At 70.9% G+C, this 25707-nt stretch carries 23 protein-coding genes; 12 read left to right on the plus strand and 11 right to left on the minus strand.

The annotated features are described in order from the left end of the window. The 6 genes from OG322_RS11820 to OG322_RS11845 all read left to right on the plus strand — a co-directional run bounded on the left by OG322_RS11820 (window position 1) and on the right by OG322_RS11845 (window position 8014). Window positions 1-993, plus strand: a complete 993-nt coding sequence (locus OG322_RS11820) for a carbohydrate ABC transporter permease (protein ID WP_124284952.1) — start codon at window positions 1-3, stop codon at window positions 991-993. After that, complete coding sequence (locus OG322_RS11825) at window positions 990-1901, plus strand: carbohydrate ABC transporter permease (protein ID WP_123461418.1); 912 nt, start codon at window positions 990-992, stop codon at window positions 1899-1901. The genes OG322_RS11820 and OG322_RS11825 overlap by 4 nt, the downstream gene beginning before the upstream one ends. 102 nt (window positions 1902-2003) lie before the next feature. Beyond that, entirely contained in the window at window positions 2004-3206 is a 1203-nt protein-coding gene (locus tag OG322_RS11830; protein WP_123461417.1) for a glycoside hydrolase family 1 protein, read from the plus strand. A gap of 248 nt (window positions 3207-3454) precedes the next feature. After that, complete coding sequence (locus OG322_RS11835) at window positions 3455-4963, plus strand: glucoamylase family protein (protein ID WP_123461416.1); 1509 nt, start codon at window positions 3455-3457, stop codon at window positions 4961-4963. 129 nt (window positions 4964-5092) lie between these two features. Beyond that, the gene (locus tag OG322_RS11840; RefSeq protein WP_329307728.1) at window positions 5093-7207 is read left to right on the plus strand and encodes a TPM domain-containing protein; all 2115 of its coding nucleotides are present in this window, start codon (window positions 5093-5095) and stop codon (window positions 7205-7207) included. A 93-nt stretch (window positions 7208-7300) separates the two neighbouring features. Beyond that, window positions 7301-8014, plus strand: coding sequence for a PspA/IM30 family protein (locus OG322_RS11845; RefSeq protein WP_123461414.1), 714 nt, complete (start codon window positions 7301-7303; stop codon window positions 8012-8014). A gap of 18 nt (window positions 8015-8032) precedes the next feature. Here the strand turns inward: OG322_RS11845 and OG322_RS11850 are convergent, their stop codons facing one another. The 6 genes from OG322_RS11850 to OG322_RS11875 all read right to left on the minus strand — a co-directional run bounded on the left by OG322_RS11850 (window position 8033) and on the right by OG322_RS11875 (window position 15197). Further along, window positions 8033-10603, minus strand: a complete 2571-nt coding sequence (locus tag OG322_RS11850) for a SpoIIE family protein phosphatase (RefSeq protein ID WP_266413105.1) — start codon at window positions 10601-10603, stop codon at window positions 8033-8035. Window positions 10604-10796: 193 nt separating this feature from the next. Further along, window positions 10797-11225 (minus strand): ATP-binding protein, encoded by a 429-nt coding sequence (locus tag OG322_RS11855; RefSeq protein WP_123461412.1) that lies wholly within the window; start codon window positions 11223-11225, stop codon window positions 10797-10799. Between the two features lie 191 nt (window positions 11226-11416). Further along, a complete protein-coding gene (locus tag OG322_RS11860; protein WP_123461411.1) occupies window positions 11417-11821 on the minus strand; it encodes a (deoxy)nucleoside triphosphate pyrophosphohydrolase in 405 nt (134 codons plus the stop codon). Between the two features lie 85 nt (window positions 11822-11906). After that, window positions 11907-12089: an SPOR domain-containing protein gene (locus OG322_RS11865; RefSeq protein WP_260146791.1), complete on the minus strand. Its 183-nt coding sequence runs from the start codon at window positions 12087-12089 to the stop codon at window positions 11907-11909. A gap of 281 nt (window positions 12090-12370) precedes the next feature. Beyond that, window positions 12371-14119 carry a purine-cytosine permease family protein gene (locus OG322_RS11870; protein WP_123461409.1) on the minus strand — a complete coding sequence of 583 codons (1749 nt, stop codon included), beginning with the start codon at window positions 14117-14119 and terminating at the stop codon, window positions 12371-12373. Between the two features lie 325 nt (window positions 14120-14444). After that, the gene (locus OG322_RS11875; protein WP_123461408.1) at window positions 14445-15197 is read right to left on the minus strand and encodes a GntR family transcriptional regulator; all 753 of its coding nucleotides are present in this window, start codon (window positions 15195-15197) and stop codon (window positions 14445-14447) included. A 285-nt stretch (window positions 15198-15482) separates the two neighbouring features. Between OG322_RS11875 and OG322_RS11880 the strand changes: the two genes are divergently transcribed. Continuing rightward, on the plus strand, window positions 15483-16928 hold the full coding sequence (locus OG322_RS11880; protein WP_123461407.1) for a glycoside hydrolase family 18 protein: 1446 nt from the start codon (window positions 15483-15485) through the stop codon (window positions 16926-16928). A gap of 114 nt (window positions 16929-17042) precedes the next feature. After that, window positions 17043-18155, plus strand: a complete 1113-nt coding sequence (locus OG322_RS11885; protein ID WP_123461406.1) for a threonine synthase — start codon at window positions 17043-17045, stop codon at window positions 18153-18155. Between the two features lie 109 nt (window positions 18156-18264). On the opposite strand, the gene OG322_RS11890 is transcribed toward OG322_RS11885, so the two are convergent. Further along, entirely contained in the window at window positions 18265-19254 is a 990-nt protein-coding gene (locus OG322_RS11890) for a DMT family transporter (protein WP_185095386.1), read from the minus strand. A gap of 39 nt (window positions 19255-19293) precedes the next feature. Between OG322_RS11890 and OG322_RS11895 the strand changes: the two genes are divergently transcribed. Then, on the plus strand, window positions 19294-19872 hold the full coding sequence (locus OG322_RS11895; protein WP_329306388.1) for a MarR family winged helix-turn-helix transcriptional regulator: 579 nt from the start codon (window positions 19294-19296) through the stop codon (window positions 19870-19872). 67 nt (window positions 19873-19939) lie between these two features. Here the strand turns inward: OG322_RS11895 and OG322_RS11900 are convergent, their stop codons facing one another. After that, window positions 19940-20518, minus strand: a complete 579-nt coding sequence (locus tag OG322_RS11900) for a hypothetical protein (protein ID WP_123461403.1) — start codon at window positions 20516-20518, stop codon at window positions 19940-19942. A 113-nt stretch (window positions 20519-20631) separates the two neighbouring features. Here OG322_RS11900 and OG322_RS11905 point away from each other — a divergent pair, with 113 nt between their 5' ends. Continuing rightward, the gene (locus OG322_RS11905; protein WP_329306389.1) at window positions 20632-21363 is read left to right on the plus strand and encodes an SAVMC3_10250 family protein; all 732 of its coding nucleotides are present in this window, start codon (window positions 20632-20634) and stop codon (window positions 21361-21363) included. Window positions 21364-21475: 112 nt separating this feature from the next. Continuing rightward, window positions 21476-22366: a TIGR03620 family F420-dependent LLM class oxidoreductase gene (locus tag OG322_RS11910; protein WP_123461401.1), complete on the plus strand. Its 891-nt coding sequence runs from the start codon at window positions 21476-21478 to the stop codon at window positions 22364-22366. A 389-nt stretch (window positions 22367-22755) separates the two neighbouring features. Here the strand turns inward: OG322_RS11910 and OG322_RS11915 are convergent, their stop codons facing one another. Continuing rightward, window positions 22756-23367: an SRPBCC domain-containing protein gene (locus OG322_RS11915; protein WP_329306390.1), complete on the minus strand. Its 612-nt coding sequence runs from the start codon at window positions 23365-23367 to the stop codon at window positions 22756-22758. Beyond that, window positions 23364-23684, minus strand: coding sequence for an ArsR/SmtB family transcription factor (locus OG322_RS11920; RefSeq protein WP_241200123.1), 321 nt, complete (start codon window positions 23682-23684; stop codon window positions 23364-23366). The genes OG322_RS11915 and OG322_RS11920 overlap by 4 nt, the downstream gene beginning before the upstream one ends. Before the next feature lie 164 nt (window positions 23685-23848). On the opposite strand from OG322_RS11920, the gene OG322_RS11925 reads away from it, so the two are divergent. Continuing rightward, on the plus strand, window positions 23849-24745 hold the full coding sequence (locus OG322_RS11925) for a LysR family transcriptional regulator (RefSeq protein ID WP_329306391.1): 897 nt from the start codon (window positions 23849-23851) through the stop codon (window positions 24743-24745). 69 nt (window positions 24746-24814) lie between these two features. On the opposite strand, the gene OG322_RS11930 is transcribed toward OG322_RS11925, so the two are convergent. Further along, the gene (locus OG322_RS11930) at window positions 24815-25603 is read right to left on the minus strand and encodes an SDR family oxidoreductase (RefSeq protein ID WP_329306392.1); all 789 of its coding nucleotides are present in this window, start codon (window positions 25601-25603) and stop codon (window positions 24815-24817) included. Between the last annotated feature and the right edge of the window lie 104 nt (window positions 25604-25707).

Genomic DNA, 25707 nt, shown 5'->3' on the forward strand with positions numbered 1-25707 from the left:
ATGAGCACCACGACCGGAAAGGCCGCAGAGTCGGCCAAGGTGCAGGCCGGACCGGGGACTGCGAAGTCCCCGGCCGCCGGGCCCAAGGGCTCGCGCAGGCGCAGGAAGCCCTCGCTGGGTATGCAGAACATGGCCGGCTGGCTGTTCTCCACTCCCTTCCTCGTTCTCTTCCTCGTCTTCATGGCCGTCCCGATCATCGCCACGCTGGTGATGAGCTTCACGGACTTCGGGCTGCGCAACGTGACGCACCCGCTGGACGCGAACTTCATCGGGTTCGAGAACTACACCAAGCTGTTCAGCGACGAGAAGTTCCTCAAGTCGCTGTTCAACACGGCGTACTTCGTGGTCGTCGGCGTCCCGCTGACGATCTTCCTCGGACTGGCCGTCGCCGTACTGCTGAACAACGGCATCGACCGGGCCCGGACCTTCTTCCGCGTCGGCTTCTACGCCCCGGTCGTCACCACCATCGTCGCGGTCGCCGTCGTCTGGCGATTCGTACTGGACCCGAGCGACGGTCTCGTCGCGGGTCTCTTCTCCGAAGTGGGCCTCACCGCTCCGGACTTCCTGGGCTCCGAGACGCTCGCCATGCCCTCGATGATCGCGATGGCGGTCTGGCGCAACGTCGGCACGGTCATGGTGCTCTTCATCGCCGGTCTGCAGGCCATTCCCACCGAGGTGCGGGAAGCGGCGCGGCTGGACGGCGCCGGCGTCTGGCAGGAGTTCAAGGGCATCACCGTCCCGCTGCTGCGGCCCACGATGCTCTACGCCACCGTGATCACCACGATCGGCTACCTCAATGTCTTCGAGGAGCCCTTCGTGATGACGCAGGGCGGGCCCTCGGACTCGACGCTCACCGTCTCGCTGAACATGTACCGCGAGGGCTTCAACTTCTTCCACATGGGCTATGCGAGCGCCATGGCGTATGTCCTCTTCGTAGTGATCATGGGCATCACGGTGCTGCAGCTCCGACTGCTGAAGGACAACACGAAATGAGCGCCACCAATGCACCGGGCGCCGTCTCGACGGCGCCGTCGAAGAAGCCCGGGGACGCCGAGCCGACGGACCGGATCAGGAAGCCGCGGTCCCTGAAGCGGATCTTCGTCTACGTCCTGCTCTCGCTCGGTCTGCTGATCATGTCGGCGCCGTTCCTGTGGATGGCCCTCTCCGCGTTCAAGACAACGAGCGAACTGACCGCGAGCCCGCCGGTCTGGATCCCGACCGAGTGGACCCTGGACAACTTCCGGGACCTGCTCGACAGGCTCGATCTGCCGCTGTACTTCATGAACTCGGTGATCGTCGCGGTGCTGGTCACCGTGTCGAACCTGGTGTTCTGCTCGATGCTCGGGTACGCCCTGGCCAAGCTGAGGTTCGCCGGCCGCAACAAGATCTTCGGCCTGGTTCTCGGCGCCCTCATGGTGCCCGGCAACCTGATGCTGCTGCCGCTCTTCGTCCTGATGAGCAAGCTGCAGCTGATCGACTCGTACGCCGGGCTGGTCCTGCCGTTCGCAGCCGGGGCGTTCGGCGTCTTCCTGATGCGGCAGTTCATGCAGTCGATCCCGGACGAGCTGCTGGAAGCGGCCCGGATGGACGGCGCCGGCGAGTGGTACATCTTCTGGCGCATCGTGATGCCGTTGGTGAAGCCCGCCCTGGCGACGCTGTCGATCTTCACGTTCCTCGGTTCCTGGAACAACTTCGTCTGGCCGCTCATCGCGACCAACGACCCCGACAAGTACACCCTTCCGGTCGCCCTGGCCACCTTCGCCACCGACCCGAACAAGGCGGGTGGATCCAACGGCATGCTGATGGCCGGCTCCTTCCTGATCGTGCTGCCGGTCCTGGTCGTGTTCATCGCGCTCCAGCGGCACTTCACGCAGGGCATCGCCACCGCGGGCATGAAGTAGTCCGCCCCCGGGGCGGCCGTGCCCCGCCCCACCGACACGTAAGTGGCCCGCACCCGCACCCTCGCAGGCCACCCCCCTCACACCCCAGAAGGACAGTTCGCGATGACTCACACCCAGGTCCCGTTCCCCGAAGGCTTCCTGTGGGGTGCCTCCACGGCCGCCCACCAGATCGAGGGCAACAACACCAACAGCGACTGGTGGGTCAAGGAGCACACCGCGGGCACCCACATCCAGGAGCCCAGCCTGGACGCCTGCGACAGCTACCACCGCTGGCACGAGGACATGGACGTGCTGGCCGGACTGGGCTTCACCGACTACCGGTTCTCCATCGAGTGGGCCCGTATCGAGCCCGCCGAGGGGCAGTTCTCCCGGGCGGAGCTCGCCCACTACCGCCGTATGGTCGAGGGCGCCATCGAGCGCGGACTGCGCCCCATGATCACCCTGCACCACTTCACCGTGCCGCAGTGGTTCGAGGCGCGCGGCGGCTTCACCGCCGAGGGCGCGACCGAGCTGTTCGCCCGCTACGTCGCGGCCTGCGCACCGGTGATCAGCGAGGGTGTCAGCCACGTCTGCACCATCAACGAGCCGAACATGATCGCCGTGATGGCGGGCCAGGCCAAGCGCGGCGACATCGGCTTCCCGCCCGCCGGCCTGCCGACCCCCGACGACGAGACCACCCAGGCCGTCATCGCCGCCCACCACGCGGCCGTCAAGGAGGTCAAGGCGATCAACGCCGACATCCAGGTCGGCTGGACCATCGCCAACCAGGTCTACCAGGCCCTTCCCGGCGCCGAAGAGGTCACCGCGGCCTACCGCCACCCCCGTGAGGACATCTTCATCGAGGCCTCCCGCGGCGACGACTGGATCGGGGTGCAGTCCTACACCCGGACCAAGATCGGCCCGGACGGACCGATCCCCACCGCCGACGACGTGGAGCGCACCCTCACGCAGTGGGAGTACTACCCGTCCGCCGTCGGCCACGCGCTGCGCCACACCGCCGAGGTCGTCGGCCGCGACATTCCGCTGATCGTGACCGAGAACGGCATCGCGACCGACCAGGACAGCCGCCGGATCGACTACTACACCGGTGCCCTGAACGAGGTCGCCTCGGCCATCCAGGACGGCCTGCGCGTCGAGGGCTACCTCGCGTGGAGCGCCCTGGACAACTACGAGTGGGGCTCCTACACGCCGACCTTCGGCCTCATCGGCTGGAACCCGGAGACCTTCGAGCGGCTGCCGAAGCCGTCCGCCGCCTGGCTGGGCGAGATGGGCCGTACCCGCACGCTGCCGCGTATCGCCGACTGACGCCGGCCCCCTGACCGGGAACCCCTGACGGTTCCCGACCGTGCGGGGTCCGGCGGTACCTGACGGCCGCCGGACCCCGCGCCGATCCACCCGGAGTGGCCCGAGCCCCACAGCTCGGGCCACTCCGGCAGTCACACCCGCACACCGCGCCACAGGCGCAGCACCACCCCCGGGCGGCTCTCATCCGCCGCATCGAGCACGCCACGAAATGCCCCCATCCCCCTTCTGCCAACGGGAGCTGGACCTTCATGGACCGTCGCACGTTTCTCACCGCCACCGGGACCGGGGCTGCCGCTCTGTCCCTCGGAGCCGTGTCCGCGCCCTCGGCGAACGCCGTTCCCGCCACGCGGTCCGCGCCTTCCGCGGACGCCGCCCATTCGGCTCATGGCCTTGACGCACCGCTGCTGCTGCGCTGGTTCCGCGACACGTACCGCTCGATCGAGGCGATGACCACCGATCTGGGACTCGCCGTCGACAAGATCGACGTGAGCGGTCCGGGCGGTCCCGTTCAGTCGCGCCAGACCTCGCCCACCAATATCGGCTGCGGCCTGTGGTCGACCGTCGCCGCCGGCGGGCTCGGGGTGATCAGCGAGGCCACGATGCGGCGCCGGCTGGAACGCACGGTCCGGTCCGTGGAGAAGCTGGAGCGCCCGCACGGCTTCTGGCTCAACTGGTACGACGCGCACGACGGTTCGGTGCTGACCGAGTGGCCCGGCACCGGCGACCCGGTCCGTCCCTTCCTCTCCAGCGTCGACAACGCCTGGCTGATCACCGGTCTGCGCATCGCCGCGGACGCGGCTCCCGCGCTGCGGCCCCGCATCGGCCGCATCCTGGCGGGCGCCGACTGGTCCTACTACTACACACCCTTCGACCCGGCCGACCCCGTCGCCGGACCCGGCCAGCTGCGCGGCGGCTTCTGGACCGACACCGAGGAACCCACGGGCCATCACTACGGCGCGCTCAACACCGAGCCCCGGATGGCGAGCTATCTGGGTATCGCGGACGGGTCCCTGCCCGCCGACCACTACTGGCACCTGCTGCGCACCATGCTTCCCGGCAATGAGCAGGAGCAGCAGCCGCAGGGCAGTTACGTGGCGATGGACGGTATCCACGTCTGGCAGGGCCACTACACGCACGGCGGCCGCAAGCTCGTCCCCACCTGGGGCGGGTCGATGTTCGAGGCGCTGATGGTTCCGCTGTTCGTACCGGAGCCGGAATGGTCGCCGAAGTCGTGGGGCCGCACTCATCAGCGTTACGTGCGGAGCCAGATCGAGCACGGCATGGCGGAGGCGGAGTACGGGTACTGGGGCTTCTCCCCCGCCAACATTCCCGAGGGCGGGTATCAGGAGTACGGGGTCGACGCGCTCGGCATGCAGCTCGACGGCTACGCCTCCAACACGGACCGCACGTACACCGCGGACGGGGCTCCGCTGCCGCCCGCGTCGGCGTTCACCAACGGTGTGGTCACCCCGCACGCCTCGTTCCTCGCCCTGCCCTACGCGCCGGCCGAGGCGGTGGCGAACCTGCGGGCGCTGGACCGGGATTTCGGTGCCTATCACGACGGCTACGGGTTCCGGGACTCCGTCAACGTCTCCACCGGACGGGTCAGCGACTACCAGCTCGCCCTCGACCAGGGAATGATCGCCGCGGCACTGGCCCAGGCGATCCGGCCCGGACTGCTGCAGCGGCCGTTCCGGACCGGTGGGTTCCGTTCCCGGGTGCGGCCGCTGCTCGCCAAGGAGCGCTTCAGCATCTGAGCCCCGCGACGGCGGACCGGCCCCCCTCACGGCGGGGAGGCCGGTCCGCCGCGGCGGCCGTCGGCGTCCCGCAGCTGTCCGCTCGCCGGGTCGCGGGTCACCGAACGTGGACATAGCCTCGCAAACGTGATGCCGCCTGCGAGCCGAACCCGGATCCGCATACCGGGCCGGGCCCTGCTCGCCGTCCTGATGGCGGTGTGCTGGCTGGCCCTCCCCGCCGCCCCGACCGCACACGCCGACGCCCCGGTCACGCTGTCCCGGGACGGACAGATCACCGACAGGGCCGGCGCGCTGGGGAACCGGAAGGGCCAGGTCGTCTCCGCACTCGACCAGCTGTACGACAAACGCCGTGTCCAGCTCTTCGTGGCGTACGTCCGTGACTTCTCCGGGCGGTCCGCGCAGAACTGGGCCGACGACACGGCCCGCCGCAACGGGCTCGGCCTCGACGACATGCTGCTCGCCGTCGCCACCCACGACCGGCAGTACGCGTACTCGGTCGACCAGGGCTCCCGCTTCACCGACGCCGAGCTCCAGGATGTGGCGAGCACCGCCATCGAGCCGGCGCTCAAGGAGAACGACTGGGCGGGCGCCGCGATCGGGGCCGCCAACGGGTACTCCGCCGTCCTGGCCGGCGCGGCCCTACCCACCCCGGCCATCACCCCGGGCGCCCCCGACCCGGGCTCGGGGAATTCCGGGGGAACGACCGCCGGGGACCTGGTCCTGCCGATCGTGGTCGTCGTCGTAGCCGCGGCGGCCGGGGGCTATGCCTACACCCGGCGCAAGCGCCGTACCGCCACCCGTACGACACCCGGTGCGACCGGCTGGGGACCGGCAGACCGGAACACGCCGCCAGAACCGCCCGCTCCGCTGCCGGAACTCGACGCCCGGGCCAAGGAGACACTGGTCGACACGGACGATGCGGTCCGCACCAGCGACGAAGAACTCGGATTCGCCACGGCCCAGTTCGGAGAAGAGGCCGCAGCCCCGTTCACCGAGGCCGTCGCCTACGCCAGGGGCGAGCTGACGGCCGCGTTCCGGTTGCGCCAGCAGCTCGACGACGCCTGTCCCGAGGACGACGCCACCCGCCGGCAGATGCTGGACGAGATCATCAGCCGCTGCGAGGACGCCAACACCCGCCTGGACGCGGTCTCCGAGGACTTCGACCGGCTCCGTGCGCTCGAACGCGACGCCCCGCAGGCACTCGCGGCGGCCGAGACCGCATTCCGTTCGCTCACCGGGCGGGTCTCCACGGCCGGGGCGACCCTCACCTCCATGCGCAGCCGCTACGCGGAGTCGGCCTCGGCCCCCGTCGCCGGCGATATCGAGCAGGCCAAGGACCGGCTCGTCTTCGCGACGTCCTCGCTCAATCAGGCCCGGCAGGCGGTGGACGGCTGCGACAGAGCGGCCGCCGCCGTGTACGTACGGGCCGCCGAGGGCGCGGTCGGCCAGGCGACCACCCTCGTGGCCGCGGTCGACCGGCGCGCACGGGAAGTCGAGGAGGCGGCGGGCAGGCTGCCGGCCGCGCTCACCGAGACGGAGACGGACCTGGCCGACGCGGGCGGGCTGCTGGAAGGCACCGCCGAGGGGGTGTCCACCGCGGATCTCCGGGGCCGGATCGCCCGCGCGCAGTCGGTGATCCGCGACGTACGGGGGGAGCTGCGGGCCGGTCCGTACGACCCGATCGACGCGCTGCGCCGGGTGGAGGAAGCCGACGCGGCTCTGGACGAGGCGCTGGCCGGTGCGCGCGAGCAGGAGCAGGGCAACCGGCGGGCCCGTTCGCTCCTCGACCAGGCGATGCTCACCGCGCGCTCGGCGATCGGCGCGGCCGCCGACTACATCACCACCCATCGGGGAGCGGTCGGCAGCCAGGCCCGCACCCGGCTGGCGGAGGCGCAGCGAAGGCTGGAGCGGGCCCGCGAGCTGGCCGGGACGGATGACGCACCGGGGGCGCTGGCCGAGGCGCACCAGGCGGACTCACTGGCCGGGCAGGCGCAGGGCATGGCGGAACAGGACGTGCGGGCGTACGGGAACCGGAACGGTCCGGGTGGTGCGCAAGGAGGGGGCGGCGGGGGCACGGGCGGTGCGGTCCTGGGCGGAATCCTCCTCGGCGGGCTCCTGCGCGGGGGCGGCCGCGGCAGCGGATTCGAGGGCGGCGGCCTCGGAGCGGGAGGCGGGGGCGGCGGGCCGGGCAGCTTCGGTGGCGGGGGCACCCGCGGCCGGCGGGGCGGTGGCGGCCGGTTCTGACCACCCCACACCCACAGCGGCAGCGGCAGCGGCGTACGGATCACGCGTATCACCAGGGCGAACGAGCAGCACCGGACACACAGGAGAGGTGCCATGACCAAGCAGACCATCCTCGGACGCGTCACCCAGCTGGCGAAGGCCAACATCAACGCGCTGCTCGACCAGGCCGAGGATCCTCAGAAGGTGCTGGACCAGCTGATCCGCGACTACACGTCCAACATCTCGGAGGCCGAACAGGCCGTGGCCGCCACGATCGGCAATCTGCGGCTGATGGAGCAGGACCACCGGGAGGATGTCGGGGCCGCCGGGGAGTGGGGCGAGAAGGCGCTCGCGGCCAGCCGCAAGGCGGATGAACTGCGGGCGGGCGGATCGGCGGCCGATGCCGACAAGTTCGACAACCTGGCCAAGGTCGCGCTCGGCCGGCAGCTCCAGTCGGAGAAGGAGGCGAAGACCGCGGAGCCCACCATCGCCTCGCAGTCGGAGGTGGTGGACAAGCTCAAGTCCGGCCTGGACCAGATGAAGGCCAAGCTGGCGGAGCTGAGGTCCAAGCGGGACGAGCTGGTCGCACGGGCCGAGTCCGCCCGGGCGCAGAACCAGATGATGGACTCCGTCAAGAACATCGACGTCCTCGACCCGACCAGTGAGATCAGCCGGTTCGAGGACAAGGTGCGGCGCGAGGAGGCGAAGGCGGTGGGCAAGCAGGAGCTTGCCGCGTCGTCCCTGGACGCCCAGTTCGAGCAGTTGGACACGCTGGGGGCCAGCGCCGAGGTCGAGGCGCGTCTCGCGGCCCTGAAGACGGCCTCATGAGTCCGGTCCGGGCCTCGTTCAGAACATGCTCAGAAGCTCCTCGACCGTGCGCTCGGCGGCCGGCCGGCCGTCGGGCAGCGCCAGTTCGAACCAGACCGTCTTGCCGCGCGGCGTCCGCCTCGATCCCCAGGCCGCGCTCAGCAGCCCGACCAGTTGCAGACCGCGGCCGCCCTCGTCCGTGTCGCGTGCCCGCCGTCGCCGGGGCTGGACGAGACCCGCGTCCCACACCTCGCACACGAGGGTACGGTCACGCAGCAGTCTGAGCCGGATCTCGCCCTCGCCGTACCGCAGGGCGTTGGTGACCAGCTCGCTGACGAGCAGTTCGGTGGTGTCCACCAGATCGTCGAGGTCCCAGGCGAGCAGCTGGCCGCGGGCGAGCTCGCGGGCGCGGCCGACCGAGCGGAGTTCGCGGGGCAGCCGCCAGTCGCCGACGGCTTCGGCCGGCAGCCCCTGGATGCGGGCCATCAGCAGCGCGATGTCGTCCTCGCCGTGGCGGGTGTCGAGGGTGCTCAGTACCCGGTCGCAGACGTCCTCAAGAGGCTGCGCGGGTGCGACGAGGGCGCCGCGCAGGGCTTCCAGCCCCTCGTCCAGCGGATGGTCACGGGACTCCACGAGGCCGTCGGTGTAGAGGGCGAGGAGGGCGCCCTCCCTGAGTTCGACCTCGACTTCCTCGAAGGGTTCGCCGCCGACACCGAGCGGCATCCCGGGCGGGACGTCGAGCAGCAGCGCCGGTTCACCCGGCTCGACCACGACGGGGGGAAGATGGCCGGCGTTGGCGAAGGTGCACCGCCGGGTGACCGGGTCGTAGACGGCGTAGATGCAGGTCGCCAGATATACCTCGGAGAGGTCCGCCTCGCGGGACTTGTGGGCGGCCCGCGAGGGCCACTGGGCGCCGCCGATCCCGTCGGAGGAGGTGCTGCCACCGGGGGTACCGAGGCCGCGGGCGACTTCATCGAGGGCGGAGAGGACCTCGGCGGGTTCCAGATCGAGGAGGGCCAGGGTCCTTACGGCGGTGCGCAGTTCCCCCATGGCCACCGCGGCGCGCAGTCCGCGTCCCATCACATCGCCGACGACGAGGGCGGTGCGGTGCCCGGGGAGCTCGATGACGTCGAACCAGTCGCCGCCCACCTCGGTCGCGGTGTTGCCGGGCAGATAGCGGCAGGCGATGTCCAGGCCGGCGGCCTCGGGGTCGCCGGGGGGCAGCAGGCTGCGCTGGAGTATCAGGGCACGCTCGTGCTCGCGCCGGTAGAGGCGGGCGTTGTCGATACAGACGGCGGCGCGGGCGGCGAGTTCGGTGGCCAGCGCCCGGTCCCGTTCGCCGAAGGGCTCGCTGCCCTTCGTACGGGAGAACTGCACCAGGCCGACCACGGTGTCGTGGGCGACCATCGGCACGGCGAAGGTGGACTGGACGAATCCGCGGTCGTCGCCCGGCACGTCCTCGACATGGCCGGTGCGCAGGGCCTTGGCGCAGGACGAGTTGAACGGGTAGCGGTGCACCGCGCCGAGTGCGGGCGGTCCGGGAGGCGTCCAGGTCTGCGAGGCGTCACCGACGGGGCCGGGTGCGGTGTCGGGCATGGCGTCCGACACGGCGCTGGCGAAGGCGACGCGGCGCAGTTCGGCGGAACCGCCGACCGCTTCCTGACGGAGCGGACTCCAACTGCCGGGCGGCGCCTCCTCACCGGTGAGCAGTGCCTGGTAGAGGTCGACGGACGCGAGGTCGCAGAAGCCCGGTACGGCCACGTCGAGGAGTTCGCGTGCGGTGGTCTCCAGGTCGAGGGAGTTGCCGATGCGCGCGCTGGCCTCGTTGAGCAGAGCGAGGTTGCGCCTGGCGCTGGCGGCCTCGCGGGCGGCGATATGGCGCCGGGTGACGTCGGTGGCCAGTCCGGCGATACCGATGGGGCGGCCCGTTCCGCTGTGCACCCGGTAGAGGTTCATCGACCAGTTGCGGCTCTCCGGTTCGCCCGGGGCGGTGCCGATGAGCTGGAGGTCGGTGACGGATTCGCCGGTCGCCAGGACGCGGCTGAGGGTGGCGGCCAGCCGGTCGGCCTCCGGGCCCGCGAGGTAGTCGTGGACGGTGCGGCCGCGGTGGTCGTCGGCCCGGCCGCCGAAGACGGTGGCGAAGCGCTGGTTGGCCCGCAGCACCGTGAAGTCGGTACCGAACAGCACAAAACCGAAGGGAGATTGGCCGAAAATTGCCTGCGAGGCCGCGAGGTCCGTCTCGATGCCGCGCAGCGCCCGGACATCCACGACGATGCAGACCGCGGCCCGTTCACCCGTCGCCGTCTCACTCGGCATCACATAGATCTCGGCGAGCCCGTGAATCGCGTCCTCGCCCGGCATACGGAAGGGGACGAGGCCCGTCCACTCCTTGCCGTCGAGCACCTCACCGATCCGGCGATGGCCGTCCCGGCGCAGTTCGCCGGGCATGAAGGCCTCGACCGGGTCCTTACCGACCGCCTCGCGAGCGGCAACGCCAAAGAGGCCGGCGGCCCGGCGGCTCCACTGCTCGATCAGACCATCGGGGCCGATCGAGAAGGAGGCGACCCTGATGTAGTCGTAGATCGAGCCAGGCGGACTGCTCTGCCACACGACGTCGCCCGCTGTCCCAGGTATTTCGCTCACACGACCGTCCCCTCCAGCTCACACACCGGACCGGTCCTGCCCGCAGTATTCAGCACTACGGCCCTTCCCGACACGGCGTTCACGATCACAGCACGGTCTCAGTCCCTTTCAGCCAGGTTCTGTACGACCTCTGGTGATCGCTGTCCGTCCCACCCCACTCCTAACCAGGCAGGGCCAGCTCGAACCACACCGTCTTGCCACTCTTTCCGCGCCTGATCCCCCAGCGCCGGGCGGAACGGGCCACGAGCTGCAGTCCCCTGCCGCCTTCGTCGTCGGGTCCCGCCGTACGTTCGGTGGGCGGATCCGGAAGCGGATCGGAGACTTCCACCAACAGACCGGGGTGGGCGGGGGAGCCGTCGCCGTCGGGATGAGGGCGCACCAGCCGCACATCGATGGGCCCCGAGGCATAGCGCATGGAGTTGGTCACCAGTTCGCTGACCAGGAGTACAGCCACATCCCCGACCGCCGTGTCGAGCTCCCAGCCGCGCAGCGCCTCGTGGACGGCGTGCCGGGCCGTGCGCACGGCGCCGGGAACAGCCGGAAAGCTCCACTCGGCGCAGTCGCCTTCGGTATCGATCACGCCGATCACTTCCCAAGACCAGCAACGGAGAACGTCCTGTTTGCGGGGGCCAAACAGGACATACCCGATAATCAGCACGGAATACCGCTCGGCGTCGACACGTGGGGCGTACGGGTGTAAGGGCATGCGCACGAACGGGTGTACGTGCAGAGAAAGGGCGCACGGGTCCATCGGTGCACGCCGCAGCGCAAGCACCCTGCTCAGCGGTGTGCGCCGCCGGGCAGTCGCCGCACGGCTTCTGCGACCGCGGGCCGGTCCTGCTCCAGCCAGTCGACGGTGTCGCTCTCACCGGGGCCGAGCCAGCGCAGCTCGTCGTGGTCCTGAAGCGGCGCGGGCACGCCGGACAGCAGACGGGCCGTCCACACCCGGAGTACATAGCCGGGCTTCAGCGGCCACTCACCGGGGATGCGCTCCAGTGGTTCCGTCTCGATGCCGAGCTCCTCGCGGAGTTCGCGCACGAGCGCCTGCTCGCCGCTCTCCCCCGGCTCCACCTTGCCACCGGGCAGTTCCCACCGGCCGGCCAGCTCGGGCGGGGCGCTACGGCGCGCGGCGAGCAGCCGCCCCCCGTCGTAGACAGCTCCGGCCACCACCACGCGATCACTCATACCCCGGAGCGTAATACCCGTCCCCAGCAGGAGCGGAGGGCGCGAACCCGGCGCCGGAGATCCGGCGGACAGCCGGACCGGCGCACTACGGCCGCGCGCTCTGCCCGACGCGCTCGACCCAGTAGAGCTGCTTGTGGCCGCGCTCATCGAGCTTGTCGGCGGTCCGCTGCGCCTCGTCCTGCGTGGCGTACCTGCCCACGCGGTAGCGGTTGCCGTTGTCGTCCTGCCGTATCACCGACCAAGGAAGCATGGCACCGCTGTCGCTCATCGTGCCTCTCCCGAGCATTGCGCCCCTCCCCTGAACGGCGTGCATGTTTCTAAGGATCCCCAGGAAACCGCAGTACGCATATGCCCGAGCGTACGCCTGACCTTCACGGAACGAATACGTAATTGCACAAAGAGATACGGATCCGGCCAGGAGTGGACCAACTCCAGGGGGCGCATCCAACTGGATGCGCCCCCTGGGCAGTTCGGTCCGAACCTGAGCAAACCTGAGTGAATCGGATGAGACGGGCTGAACCAGTGCAGACTGGACCGGAGGCCCTCTCCTTATCCCTCTCTCGCACCCTCGCGCAGCATCGGCATCGGCATGGGAAGCGGGCCGTCGGCCGGTTCCTTGCGGCAGATGTCCCCGCACTCCGCGTCCAACGAGCAGCAGAGCGAGCAGATCGGCCCGGACCGCACGGGGCAGTCGGCGATGTCCGGGAGCTCGTAGGCCGTGTCGCAGACCGAGCAGGTGTGGGTGGCGGTGATGTCCGCGACCTCGGCTCCTGGACCGTTCACCGGATTGGGCCGGGCCAGGTAGTACCTGCCCTTGGTCGCCCAGGCGATCAGCGGACAGAGGGTCAGCGAGAGGCCGGCCGCGATGAAGGTGGAGAAGGCCTCCGCATACCTGCCGAACAGCCCGAAGAAGGCGAGGATCGAGACGGTTGAGGCAATCACCATCGAGCCGAATCCCGCCGGATTCACCGCGTACAGGTAGGCCCGTTTGAACTCGATGTACGGAGGGCTCAGCCCGACCCGCTTGTTGATGACCAGGTCGGCCGCGACCGCGGCGATCCAGGCGATGCCGACGTTCGAGTAGAAGCCCAGCAGCTTGTTGAGGGCCGCGAACATGTTCATCTCCATCAGCGTCAGCGCGATGACGAGATTGAGGAAGATGTACCAGACCCGGCCGGGATGACGGTGCGTGATCCGGGAGAAGAAGTTCGACCAGGACAGCGAGCCGCTGTAGGCGTTGGTCACATTGATCTTGATCTGCGACACGATCACGAAGAGCGCGGCGGCGGGCAGCGCGAACGAGCCGAGCCAGGGCTTCAGCGCCTCGATCTGCGGCGCGATCGGCTCCAGCGCGTGCGTCTTGCCGACCGCTTCGAGGGCGGCGAAGGCGAGCAGCGCACCGCCGAGCTGCTTGGCCGCGCCGATGATCACCCAGCCGGGACCGGCGGCGAGGACCGCGATGTTCCAGCGGCGCTTGTTGGCCTGCGTCTTCGCCGGCATGAAGCGCAGGTAGTCGGCCTGCTCACCGATCTGGGCGATGAGCGAGAGCGCCACGCCCGTGCCGAGACCGAACCCGATCCAGGAGAAGCCCGGTCCCGCCCCCTCCGTACCGCCGAAGGAGGCGAACGCGCCCCAGGCGTCGGGCGCTTCGAAGGCGAGGACCACGAACGGCAGCACCATGCCGATGATCCAGACCGGCTGAGTCCACGCCTGGACCTTGGCGAGGGCGCCCATCCCCCGGAAGACGATCGGGATGACGATCAGGGTGGTGATCAGATAGCCCGCCTCGACCGGCAGGCCGACGGCCTGATGCATGGCCTGCGCCATGATCGAGCCTTCGAGGGCGAAGAAGATGAAGGTGAACGACGCGTAGATCAGCGAGGTCAGCGTCGAACCGAAGTAGCCGAATCCGGCGCCTCGGGTGACCAGGTCCATGTCCAGGCCGTACTTCGCGCAGGCCCGGGCGATGGGGACGCCGGTGAGGAAGATGATCGTCGCCGCCGCCAGGATCGAGGCGAACCCGCTGGTGAAACCGTAGGTAAAGACGATCGAGGCGCCGATCGCGAAGTCGGCCAGATAGGCGATCCCGCCGAGCGCGGTGCCCGCGACCACGGCGGGCGACCAGCGCCGATACGAGTGCGGTGCATAGCGGAGGGAGTAGTCCTCACGACTCTCGTCGGCGGCGAGCTTCGCATAACTGCGCCTGGGCGGCTGGGCGCCGGCCGCGGCCTCCGGGCCTCCTGGGGCAGCAGCCGCCGCAGGAGGCCCGACCGTCTCGGGTATGGCTGTGTCCGTCATCGGTGACTTCCCGTTCGTCAGTCCGGTGTGCGGGTCCGAACGGGAAGTTAGGAGCAGGACATGACAAGCCATCACAAGCGACGATTGCCCAGCCGTTACGGGACCCGGGCGGGCGTTAACTTGTCGTCACGTCCGCCGCACGGGCGCCACCGGGTATCGGTCACCCGACGGGAATCCCGGCGCCGGGCTTGAGCGACCCCACAGGAATCACACCTCCGGGCCGCGGCCGCCCCACCGGGACCACACCCCCGCACACGGGCCACCCGCCGCGCACGACACCTCCGCGCGGGTGCCACCCGCCGTGCACGACACCTCAGGTGGCCGGTCATCTGACGGGCAGGTGGTAGGCGATCCGGTAGCGATCAGCCGGCACCACCACGTCGGCGGTCTCCACCGGCCGCCCCGACGCGTAGTACGTACGCTCGATCACCATCACGACATGACCCGGCACTCCGCCGAGCGCCAGGAGCTCCTCCGCCAGCCCCGGGCGCGCACCGACCTGCTCGGCCACGTTGTCCACGACCACATCGATCGCGGCCATCCGCTCGACCACCCCACAGCCGCCCAGCGGGCCCTCCTCCGGCAGCATCACCGGCGTACGCCCCGTGACCGCGAGGGGTTCCCAGGAGGTCGAGAGCATCATCGGCTCACCCGCCTCCCGGAACACGTAGCGCGTGCGCATCACGCGGTCGCCCGGCTCGATCCCGAGCCGTTCGGCGATCTCCGGACTCGCCCCCTCCTGTTCGCTCCGGGACTCCCAGGTCCCCCGCGCCCCCTCCGCCGTCTGCTCCTGCCGGAACGGGCTGGCACCGGTCTCCGACCGGAAGCCGGAGCGGGCGATCCGGCGCGGGACCGGGCGCTCGCGCACATACGTACCGGAGCCGGACCGGCCTTCCACCAGCCCCTCGGCCATCAGCACCTTGCGCGCTTCCAGCGCGACGGTGTCAGAGACCCCGTACTCCTCCCGGATGCGCGCCTGCGACGGCAGGCGCGTATGCGGCGGCAGCGAACCGTTGACGATCTTCTCTCTCAGATCGCCCGCAACGCGCAGATAGGCGGGCTGCTCACCGAAAGTCACAGGCCACTCCCCAAGAGGTTGACAGACTGCAACAGCGTCGCAACCGTCGGTTCCGGACCGCAAGCGCAGGCCAGGGTTTCACTCGAAGTGATGATTCACCGCCGACGTGCGCATACCCGGCACGAGCCGCCATGCCGTTTCCGGGCACCCCCTGCCGCACCACGGGGGCGCGGCTCGCAACCGGATCCGCCTCACCCCCTTGACCTGATTTGGTCCAGACCAATAACTTCCTCTCCACACAGCACGGCTCACGCACCTCTCGGCACACGCACAGGAATGGGCCTCATGCGTCGAAGAACCCTGTCCGGTCTGGCACTTGCCGCCTGCGCCTTCTCGCTGGCAGCCGCCGTCACCCCCACCGCCAACGCCTCCGCCGGGCACGGCACGGACCAGAGCACACGTCACACCAAGGACGGCGGGAGCAGCGGTCACCACGCCTCCGCTCCCGCCTACAAGCGCGTCGGCTACTTCACCCAATGGGGCGTCTACGGACGCGACTTCCAGGTCAAGGACCTGGAGACGAGCGGCACGGCGGCCAAGCTCACCCACCTCAACTACTCCTTCGGCAACGTCAGCGCCGACGGCAAGTGCTTCACCGGCAATGTGCCCGGCGAGGCCGACGCCTGGGCGGACTACGTCCGTCCGCTGGACGCCGCAGGCTCGGTGGACGGCGTCGCCGACACCGACGACCAGGCCCTCGCGGGCAACTTCAACCAGCTGCGCGAGCTCAAGGCCAAGCATCCCGGTCTCAAGGTGATGATCTCGCTGGGCGGCTGGAGCTGGTCCACGCACTTCTCGGACGCGGCCCGAACCGCCGCCTCCCGCAAGGCGTTGGTCTCCTCCTGCATCGACCTGTACATCAAGGGCAACCTTCCGGTGGACGGGACCAGGGGCGGCCGAGGTGCCGCGGCCGGCCTCTTCGACGGAGTCGACATCGACTGGGAATGGCCGGGATCCGCCGGTGACACCGACACGGTGTACCGACCCGAGGACAAGCGGAACCTCACCGCCCTGGTGCACGAGTTCCGCACCCAGCTCGACGCCTGCGCGAAGAGCGCCGCCGCACCGCGGAAGGGACGGAACGGGCAGGAGGGCCCAGGCGTCCACAGAGGCGGGAGCCACGGCTCGAAGCCCAGGCACTACGACCTCTCGGCGTTCGTCCCCGCGTCCCCCGAGAAGATCGACGCGGGCTTCGACGTCCCCCGCGTCATGCGGGACTTCGACTTCGTGAACCTCCAGGGTTACGACTTCCACGTCTCGGGCGAGAAGACCACCGCCCAGCAGTCCGCGCTCTACGCGAAGGGCGACTTCAGCGTCGACCGGACCGTGCGCGACTGGCTGAAACGCGGCGCCCCGGCCCGCAAGCTGGTGATGGGCATGCCGTTCTACGGTCAGGGCTGGACCGGTGTGACGGGCGGCGGCGACGGCCTGGGCCGGCCCGCCGCAGCGCCCGCCCCCGCCACCTGGGCCGCCGGTTACGAGGACTACAAGGTCCTCAAGAAGCTGGCCGAATCCGGTACGTACAAGGTCCACCGCAACGTCCGGGACGGCAGCGCCTGGCTGTTCGACGGCACCACCCTGTGGACGTACGACGACCCGCAGGTCCTGCGCGCCAAGACCGGATACATCCGCGACCACCGGCTGGGCGGTGCGATGTTCTGGTCGCTGGACGGGGACACGGACGACGGCGAGCTGATGACCGCCGTCGACCGCGGGCTCTCCGGGCGGTAGGAACTCCCGGGCCGGGGACCGGGGGGCCGCGACCTCCCGGGGCCGGGGCCGCTGCGAAGGTGCAGCCGCCCCGGGCCCCGGGCCCGGTCCCCTCCCTCTTCTCACCTTCCTGACATGCTGGCTGCCATGGCCACCGCATACCGCTGCCCGCAGGACGGAACCCGTGCCGACGTCTCCTCGCTGACCTGGTGCTGTCCGGTCTGCCGCGGCCCCTGGGACCTCGACTTCGAGATCGCGGGCCCCGTCCGTCCCGGCGCCCTGTCCGGCCGGGTCAACTCCCTCTGGCGCTACGAGGAGGTGCTGCCGCTCGGGTCTCCCACGACCACCCTGGGCGAGGGCCGCACCCCGCTCGTACCGCTCACCGGTACGGTCTCGGCCAAACTCGACTTCCTCATGCCGACGCTCTCCTTCAAGGACCGCGGCGCGGTGATGCTCGCCGAACTGGCCCGCCGCCTCTCCCCCGAGCGCGTCGTGGCGGACAGCAGCGGCAACGCGGGCACCGCCGTCGCGGCCTACTGCGCCCGCGCCGGGCTGCCCTGCACGGTGTACGTCCCCGAGGGCACGTCCCCGAAGAAGACCGAGCAGATCCGGGCCCATGGAGCCCGGCTGGAAATCGTCCCCGGAGACCGCGAGTCGACCGCCCGGGCCGCCCGGGCCGCCGCCGACGCACCCGGCACCTTCTACGCCTCGCACGTCTTCAACCCGTACTTCCTGCACGGTACGAAGACCTACGTGTACGAGCTGTGGGAGGACCTCGGCGGCAGGCTCCCCGACGCGATCGCCGTACCGGTCGGCAACGGCACCCTGCTCCTCGGCGCGGCGCTGGCCATCGCGGAGCTTCGCGCCCAGGGCCTGATCGACATCGGTCCGGCCCTGATCGCCGTGCAGGCCGAGGCCGTCTCCCCGCTGGCCGCCGCCTTCCACGCCGGGGCGGACTCTCTCCCCGACACCTTGCCGGGCGCCGTCTCCCCCACCCTCGCCGAGGGCATCGCCATCCCGCGTCCGCCGCGGGCCCGGGCGATCCTGGCGGCGGTGCGTGAATCGGGCGGCACCTTCCTGACCGTGACCGAGGATCAGATTCGCCGCGCGCAGCTGGATCTGGCCGCCCGCGGCTTCTACGTGGAGACGACAGGGGTCGCCTGCTGGGCCGCGGTCGGTGGCTGGACGGACCGCAGTGTCGTCGTACCGCTGTGCGGGGCGGGCCTCAAGACGGGTCTCGCGGCCTGAGGCAGTGCGCCCGCATGACGTGAGGCAGGGGGGCTCGTGTCTCCTGAGGTGCGGGTGACGGTCCGCTCGGCGGATGTGGACGAGCTCACGGGCGTACGGGAGTTGAGGGTCACCCAGCCGTAGACGATCCGGGCGCCCCACCGGGGCCGGAGTGGCACCCGGCCCCGGTGGGGCACTCCCCGGCCACCGGCGTACGGTCCACGGCCGGGCGCCGGTCTGCCGGCCGGCCCCGATCCGTACGCCCGGCCGACCGGCGGGCCGCCGGCCGGCCGAGGAGGATTCCGCCCAGCACCAGGACGAGCCCGCACATCTGCCTGAGGGTGAACGGCTCCCCGGCGATCAGGGTGCCGAGCAGCACTCCGGTCACCGGGTTGAGCAGTCCGACCAGACCGACGGTCGCGGCGGGCAGATGGCGCAGCCCCGTGAACCAGGCGGCGAACGCGACCGCGGTAGCCACCACGGTGACGTAGCCGAACCCCAGGACGGCAGGCCCGTCGAGTGCGGGCGGCGCGCCCTCCACCACGACGGCAAGGGGCAGCAGCAGAAGGCCACCGGCGATCAACTGCCAGGAGGTCGAGGCGAGGACGTCGGCACCGGCACCCCAGCGCTTGGTGAGGACGTAGCCGAGGGACGACATCAGCATGGCGGCGACGGAGGCCAGCACCCCGCGGGCGTCGACGGAGACCGAACCGGTCAGCAGCATGAGGCACACCCCGGCGATGCCCGCGGCGGCACCCAGCAGGGGCAGCAGGCCCGGCCGTTCCGCGACCAGTGCCCAGGCGATCAGCATCATGGCCACCGGCGAGGCCGCCATGACCGTCGAGGCGGTGCTGGTCGGGAGCAGTTGCGCGGCGACGTACACGAGGGCGAAGAACCCGCCCATGTTGAGGACACCGAGAACCGCGGCCTTCCACCACCAGGAGCCGCGGGGCCGTTCCCGCCGGACGGCCAGGAGCAGCAGTCCGGCGGGCAGGGCCCTGATCGCGGCCCCGTACAGCGGGGTCTCGGCGGGCAGACAGGCGTGGGTGACGTAGTAGTTCGTACCCCAGGCCACCGGTGCGATCGCCGTGATCAGCACCCACCGCAATGTAGCTTCCATGGAAACTATTATGCCTTCCACGGAAGCTATAGTGAAGCCATGCCGGATTCCGCCACCCCTGCCACCTCTCCCGCCTCTGCCCCTTCTCCCGCCGATCCCGTTCCTGCCCCTTCTCGGCCCCTGGACCACGTCGCGCGCATCCAGGCCGAGTGGTCCCGCGAACGCCCGGACCTCGACGTGAGCCCCCAGGGCGTGATCGGACGGCTGCACCGGCTCGGCGGACTGCTCACGGAGGAGCTCTGCGTGGTGTACCGGCGATTCGGCCTGAGCGAGGGCGAGTTCGACGTACTGGCTGCCCTGCGGCGGGCCGGGGAGCCGTTCGAGCGGGCCCCCGGGGAGCTGGCGGTGCACACCATGGTCACCACGGGCGCGATGACCAAGCGCATCGACCGCCTGGAACGCGACGGCCTGGTCACCCGCCGCCGCGCGGCCGGGGACGGCCGGGGCCGGGTGGTCGCCCTCACCCAGGCCGGGCGGGAGCTGATCGATCAGGCGTTCACGGAGCACATGCGCAACGAACGCCGCCTCCTGGACGCCCTGACCCGGGACGAGGCGGCGGCCCTGGAGCCGCTCCTGACCGCCTGGCTGGCCCGGGTGGAACCGCCGCAGGAGGGCTGAACCCACCCCCCATCGGCCGCAGCGCTCGCGACGCCGGGCGGAGGCCGTACCCGGCCGGCCCGCGCGGTCACGCCGGAGGCCGTGTCTCCAGGATCGTCGCGGTCCCGCCCGCCTCAGCACACTCGTACAGCGTGATCCGGTCCCCGGGGACCAAGCGGCACCACCTGCCCGGGTCCAGGGGCAGCAGCCGTACGGGGGCCCGGCCCCCGGGCGGGAGCCCGGGGGCGAACTCGACCCACACCCGGGCGATGTCCAGTTCGGGTTCCCCGTCGTGTCTCCGGTTGCCGATGTCCCACATCGGTCGCAGTACCCCGGCGCCCGGAACCGGCGTACGCCGGAACGTCTGGCCCGCCGGGCGGAGGACGAGATCGGCCCGGATCATGCCCTCGCGCGTCTCGGCATCCCGCCACCAGCACCACTCGCGGCTCCGTTCGAACCCCAGCATCTGCGCCGACCGCCCCAGTCGCTCCCAGAAGCCCGTCGGTGCGGTCCACCCGTCGCCCAGCTCCTGCAACAGGTCGAGCGCCACTTCCCACTCGTCGTGCACGAGGTGGTCCCAGACGTCGGAGACCGTGAGGTCGTTGCCGGTGGCCACGTCCTCGGGCACGAGCAACGCGGCGGCCTCAAGGATCTCGACGACGTCCATGCGGCGAGTATGGGTCAGCGGGTGGTCGCGGCACCCGGGCGGGACGGGACGTCGGTGTCGGCGAACTGCCCGGCCGACGCCGGGCAATCGAACCAGAGGGCACATTGCGTGAGTTGGTCTGTCTGTCGGCCGGCAAGCTGCGCCAGTTCCGGCCGACCCGCCGTGCGCCCCGGACCGGAACCCTGCGGCCGAGTACGCCGGTCGGCGAGATCGACATCGACTCGCAGGCACCCGATGCGGAACAGAGCCGGTCGCGCCATGTGGACCGGGTGGACAGACATCTGAACCAGTCGGCCCGGTGGTACTCGGAGCCCGGTCTACGGCCGGGGCAATGGGTCCAGTTCGAAGCACCGCTGCGCTGCATCACCCTGAACGGGTCGTACCGGAACCTCGTGCTGTTCAGCGATCCCGCTCCTGGCGAGGACCCTGGCCACGAGCGCGAGGCCGACTGCCGACTGCTCATGCACGGGTCGGCCCACCACCTGCTCGGGCTGTCCCCCGTGCCGGTCGACGGACCGCCCCTGGAGAGCCACGACGGCGGATCGAGCGCCGGAGCGACGGTCCTCACCCGTGCCGGCCTCGCGGTGGAGGCCCTGGACGCTGCGCCTCTCCCGCCATCCGATCCCTCAGCGCCGGTGGAACCCACCGGGGCCGACGCCCCGCAGTCCGGCCTGCAGTCCCTGCTCGCGGCCATTGACCGCACTCCCGCGCTCAGGGGAACGGCCGTGTGGATGCGCGGTCTGGCCCGCGTCACGGTCACCGTCGACACCGCATCCGGCCGACGCTGTCTCGTGGCCAGCCCGCTGACCGTGGAAGTCGCGCACGACCTGCCGTCGACGACCTGACTTGCCGGGAGCGCCCCAGCGCCCCGGCGGCACCCTGCGCCGTACCTGCGTACACATGGGTGATTCCCGGCCCTGCCGGGAATAGCGGGCGCGGGTCGCTGTTGCTCACAGCATGACTTCTGAGACGCGTGAGGCATTCGGACGGGTCGGGATCTGGAGCAGCGCCCTGCACGGGTCGCGGGCGGACGACGCGGGAAGGAGAGCGATCGCGGAAGCCGTCGCCGAGCTCGAGGACCTCGGGTACGGCACGCTGTGGATCGGCGGCAGTCCCTCGCCCGACGACGCCGCGGCGGTCGTCGCCGCCACCCGCAGGGTCACCGTGGCCACCGGCATCCTGAGTATCTGGGACCACACGGCAAAGGAGACGGCGGATCGGATCGCGGCGATCGACGCGGATGCGCGCGGGCGGTTCGTCCTCGGCCTGGGCGTCAGCCACGGCCCGATGGTGCCGCAGTACGCGAAGCCGTACAGCGCGATGGTCGCCTACCTCGACGCGCTGGACACCGCCACCCCGCCCGTGGACTCCGGACATCGGGTGCTGGCGGCGCTCGGCCCGAAGATGCTGAAGCTGGCGGCCGACAGGGCGTTGGGCGCGCACCCCTATCTCGTCTCCGCCGAGCACACGGCGGAAGCACGCGAGGCGCTCGGCCCCGACGCGCTGCTCGCCCCGGAGCTGTCCGTCGTGCTCGACACCGACCTCGACCGGGCCCGCACCACTGCGCGGAACATGCTGGGAATGTACCTCCAGCTGCCCAACTACACGGACAACCTGCTGCGCCTGGGATTCACGGAGAGCGACTTCGAGGGCGGCGGCAGCGTCCGCCTCCTCGACTCCCTCTTCGCCCTGGGCGACGCCGGGCAGGTGAAGGCCCGGACCCAGCAGTACCTCGACGCCGGCGCGGACCACGTCGCCCTCCAGGTGCTCACCGCCGACGAGGGCGGCGCCGGCCTGCCGCGGGCCCAGTGGCGCGAGCTGGCCGAGGCTTTCGGCGACGCGTTGTAGCCGGGCCGGTCCGGCTGGAAGGGCCGGCAGTTGTCGCTCCCGGCCGAGCAGGCCGCCACCCTGCGGGGTGCGGCGGCGGTTGACGTATTCACCTTGACGCGTTCACCGTGCGGGGAGCGTGGTGCCCGTCACCGAGCGGGGCGCTGGATCGCGAGCGGAAAGTATCGGGAGTCCGCAGGACGGGCCGAGACCGGCTCCGCCGGACGGCCCGCCCTGCCGCGGCGGCGGAGCCGGCTCCACAGCCGGTCGCCGGCGCCGTCACCGTGACGCCGGCGACAAGCGCCCCAGCGGCGGCGAACAGCCCGCGCCGGTTCACTCGCGGACCGTCCGGCCTGTCCGCTGAATCAGCCCGCGACGACGTGCGGATTCCCGTGAACCTCGCCGTGTTCTCAGCTCCCGGCCGGGGGGCCTTGTTGCGCGCCGAGGGCCGGTTCGAACGCGGCGACGCAGCGGTCGAAGTGCCCCTTCCAGGCGTCGGCGGCGACGTTTTCACCTGCGAGGTGGGTGAGGCAGATCTGCCAGCCCGCCGCGTTGCGGGCAGCGATACCCGGGGGCGTTTCGTCGGTGAACACCAGGCGGGTGCGACCGTCCGGTTCCGGGGTCAGGACGAAGCGGAGGGTTTCCTCTCCCCAGGTGTAGGCGAGAACGCGGGGCTCCTCCGCTTCCAGGACGCTGCCGGTGAGGGTCATGTCGGTCCCGGGGAACGGGAAGCTGATCCTGGCACCGGGCTCCCAGGCGTCAGCGATGACCTCGGACGGAAACCACGCCTTGAGTTCCTCGCGGTCGGTGATCGCGCGCCAGACAGCCTCGGGAGGCTGGGCCAGAACCCGTTCGAAGCGCAGAACCGGCCGGGCACCGCCCGTGTTCAGCGTGACCTCGGTGACCTGGGCCGGGCTTGCAGGGCCGATCGGATCCAAGGGGCCTGTGAGGTCTGCGGAGTCTGTGGGGTCTGCGGAGTCTGTGGGGTCTGCGGGGTCTGCGGGGTCTGCGGGGTTGTTCATGATGCTCCTTCCTCCAGATGCCGGTCCAGGCGGTCCAGGCTCGCGCTCCACAGCGTGCGGTAGGAGGCGAGCCACGCGTCGAGCTCGGCCAGCGGCTCCGGGCGTATCCGGTACAGCCGCCGCTGGGCGTCGACCCTGGCCTCGACCAGCCCGGCGTCGCGCAGCGTGCGCAGGTGCTTGGAGACGGCCGGCTGCGTCAGCCCGAGCTCGTCGACCAGCTCGCCAACCGGCCGCTCGCCATCCTTGAGGAGATCGAGTATGCGCCGCCGATGGGGTTCGGCGAGTACTGCGATGACGTCACTTGCCGGGGTACTCACCCCTCAAATATACGACAGCAGTTATATGCCTGCACGCGCAAGCAAGGCGCTTCGCGAGGAGGCTTCACGCCACTCCTCCCTCCGGAAGCGGAACAGCGAGACTTACCATGACGACGATGACGACGGGGTGGACCTCGGTCCACCGCAGGAAGGGGCGCGAGCCGATGAGCCTTCGTCAGTTCGAGTACGCCCTGGCCGTTGCCGAGGAGGGCTCGGTGACGGCGGCGGCGGAGCGGCTGCACGTCGCCCAACCGTCGGTGTCCCAGCAGATCCGCGGTCTGGAGCGGGAACTCGGCGTACAGCTGTTCGCCCGTACGCCGGCCGGGCTGGTGCCCACCGTGGTCGGCCGCGCGTTCCTGCGGGAGGCGGAGGTCGCGGTGAGCGCGTCGCGGCGGGCGAGGGCGACGGCGCGGGCCGGTGCCGATGAGCTGGTCGGCGAGCTGACGGTCGCGGTGCAGATGGGCTTCGGCACGCGGCAGTTGCCGGGTGCGCTGGGCGCGCTGCGTCGCCGCTTCCCGCGGCTGGAGGTCACGGTCTTCGAGGAGCCGAGCTCCGCCGAGCTGGAGCGGCTGTGCCGCCGGGGCGTGCTGGACCTCGCCCTGATGGCGGCGTGCGAGCGGAGCCCCTCCGACGCCCACCACCTCGGCGACGAGGAGTTCGTCGTGGTGCTGGGCGCCGGGCACCGGCAGCTCGCCGCGGACCGGGTCGAGCTGCGCGAGCTGGAGGGTGAGCCGTGGGTGAGGTTCGACCGCGACAGCGCCCTCGACGGCGTGCTACTGAACGTGTTGCGCGACAACGATCTGGCCCCGACCACGGCCGCCCGCGTGTCCCAGACGGCGACGGCCGTGCGCTGGGCCGCCCACGGGCTGGGGGCGACGCTCGTCCCGGCCTCGGCGGTGCCCCACGGTCACGAGCACCTCGTCCGCCCGGTGTTCCCGGTCGTGTCCCAGCCCGTCATCGCCGTGCTCCGGCAGGGCGCGGGCCCGGCGGAGACGGCCCTGCTCGAACTCCTGCGTCAGGAGACGTGGTCCGAATCCGCTCCCTTCTCACCGGTGTCCTGACGGCCGGGAAGGCGGCGGACGCCGCTGAATTCCTTCTGCCGAAACCGGCGTTCCGCAATGCCGTCGGCGTCAGCCCCTGGGGAATTCGCCGCCGTCCACGACGAGATTGCTCGCCGTCAGCCAGCCCGCCCGGTCGGACAGGAGGAAAAGCACCGCGTGGGCGATGTCCTCGGGCCGGCCGTCGCGCCCGAGCGGCGTGGTGTCAGCGGCGTTGGTCGGGCCGGGCGCCGCGTCCATGCGCGCGGACACCTCGGCCCACTGCTCCCGCGTCGCCTCGCCGCCGGGGGTGGCGGTTCTGCCGGGAGACACGACGTTGACCCGGATTCCGAACGGGGCCAGCTCCAGGGCCAGCCCCTGGCTGTAGGTCTCCAGCGCCGCCTTCGCCGCCACGTAGTGCAGGAAAGGTCCGACCGGGGTGAGGACCGCGGCCGAGGAGATGTGCACGATCCTCCCCGAACGCCGCTCCCGCATCCCCGGTACCAGCAGCGAGTCCAGCCGCACCGACGCCAGGTAGTTCAGGTCCAGCGCGTCCTGCCACTCCTCGTCGGGGATGGCCAGGGCGCCTTCGTGAGGTCGCGCGCCACCCGCGTTGTGAACCACGATGTCCACCCCGCCGAGCGCCTCTTGCGCGGTCGCGGCCAGTGCCTCTGCCCCGGCCCGTGTCCGCACATCGGCCGCCACGAAATTGGCCCCCTCCGGCACCGTGCCCGTCGCGGACCTGGCGGTCGTGAGCACCTCGGCGCCCGCGTCCAGGAGCTGGCGCACGACGGCCGCTCCGATTCCGCGAGAACCGCCCGTGACCAGGGCCCGCTTTCCCGCGAGTTCTCGCGTTCCCGGTCCGTTCTCGATTGTGGTCATGCCACTGGTCCTCTCGATCGCTTGTCAGTCCGCCCGACGGGAAACAATCGACGTGCACAGAGCGCGAATTCCGGAGAAATCGCGGTGCGCACCTCGTCGAGCTG

Source organism: Streptomyces sp. NBC_01260 (genome assembly GCF_036226405.1).
In the GTDB taxonomy this organism is placed as follows: Bacteria; Actinomycetota; Actinomycetes; order Streptomycetales; family Streptomycetaceae; genus Streptomyces; species Streptomyces laculatispora.

Bases quoted from the DNA above. Each gene is read 5' to 3' on its own strand.
- OG322_RS11820 (WP_124284952.1), top strand. From the start codon at position 1: ATGAGCACCACGACCGGAAAGGCCGCAGAGTCGGCCAAGGTGCAGGCC.
- OG322_RS11825 (WP_123461418.1), top strand. From the start codon at position 990: ATGAGCGCCACCAATGCACCGGGCGCCGTCTCGACGGCGCCGTCGAAG.
- OG322_RS11830 (WP_123461417.1), top strand. From the start codon at position 2,004: ATGACTCACACCCAGGTCCCGTTCCCCGAAGGCTTCCTGTGGGGTGCC.
- OG322_RS11835 (WP_123461416.1), top strand. From the start codon at position 3,455: ATGGACCGTCGCACGTTTCTCACCGCCACCGGGACCGGGGCTGCCGCT.
- OG322_RS11840 (WP_329307728.1), top strand. From the start codon at position 5,093: ATGCCGCCTGCGAGCCGAACCCGGATCCGCATACCGGGCCGGGCCCTG.
- OG322_RS11845 (WP_123461414.1), top strand. From the start codon at position 7,301: ATGACCAAGCAGACCATCCTCGGACGCGTCACCCAGCTGGCGAAGGCC.
- OG322_RS11860 (WP_123461411.1), bottom strand. From the start codon at position 11,821: ATGAGTGATCGCGTGGTGGTGGCCGGAGCTGTCTACGACGGGGGGCGG.
- OG322_RS11865 (WP_260146791.1), bottom strand. From the start codon at position 12,089: ATGAGCGACAGCGGTGCCATGCTTCCTTGGTCGGTGATACGGCAGGAC.
- OG322_RS11870 (WP_123461409.1), bottom strand. From the start codon at position 14,119: ATGACGGACACAGCCATACCCGAGACGGTCGGGCCTCCTGCGGCGGCT.
- OG322_RS11880 (WP_123461407.1), top strand. From the start codon at position 15,483: ATGCGTCGAAGAACCCTGTCCGGTCTGGCACTTGCCGCCTGCGCCTTC.
- OG322_RS11885 (WP_123461406.1), top strand. From the start codon at position 17,043: ATGCTGGCTGCCATGGCCACCGCATACCGCTGCCCGCAGGACGGAACC.
- OG322_RS11890 (WP_185095386.1), bottom strand. From the start codon at position 19,254: ATGGAAGCTACATTGCGGTGGGTGCTGATCACGGCGATCGCACCGGTG.
- OG322_RS11895 (WP_329306388.1), top strand. From the start codon at position 19,294: ATGCCGGATTCCGCCACCCCTGCCACCTCTCCCGCCTCTGCCCCTTCT.
- OG322_RS11900 (WP_123461403.1), bottom strand. From the start codon at position 20,518: ATGGACGTCGTCGAGATCCTTGAGGCCGCCGCGTTGCTCGTGCCCGAG.
- OG322_RS11910 (WP_123461401.1), top strand. From the start codon at position 21,476: ATGACTTCTGAGACGCGTGAGGCATTCGGACGGGTCGGGATCTGGAGC.
- OG322_RS11915 (WP_329306390.1), bottom strand. From the start codon at position 23,367: ATGAACAACCCCGCAGACCCCGCAGACCCCGCAGACCCCACAGACTCC.
- OG322_RS11925 (WP_329306391.1), top strand. From the start codon at position 23,849: ATGAGCCTTCGTCAGTTCGAGTACGCCCTGGCCGTTGCCGAGGAGGGC.
- OG322_RS11930 (WP_329306392.1), bottom strand. From the start codon at position 25,603: ATGACCACAATCGAGAACGGACCGGGAACGCGAGAACTCGCGGGAAAG.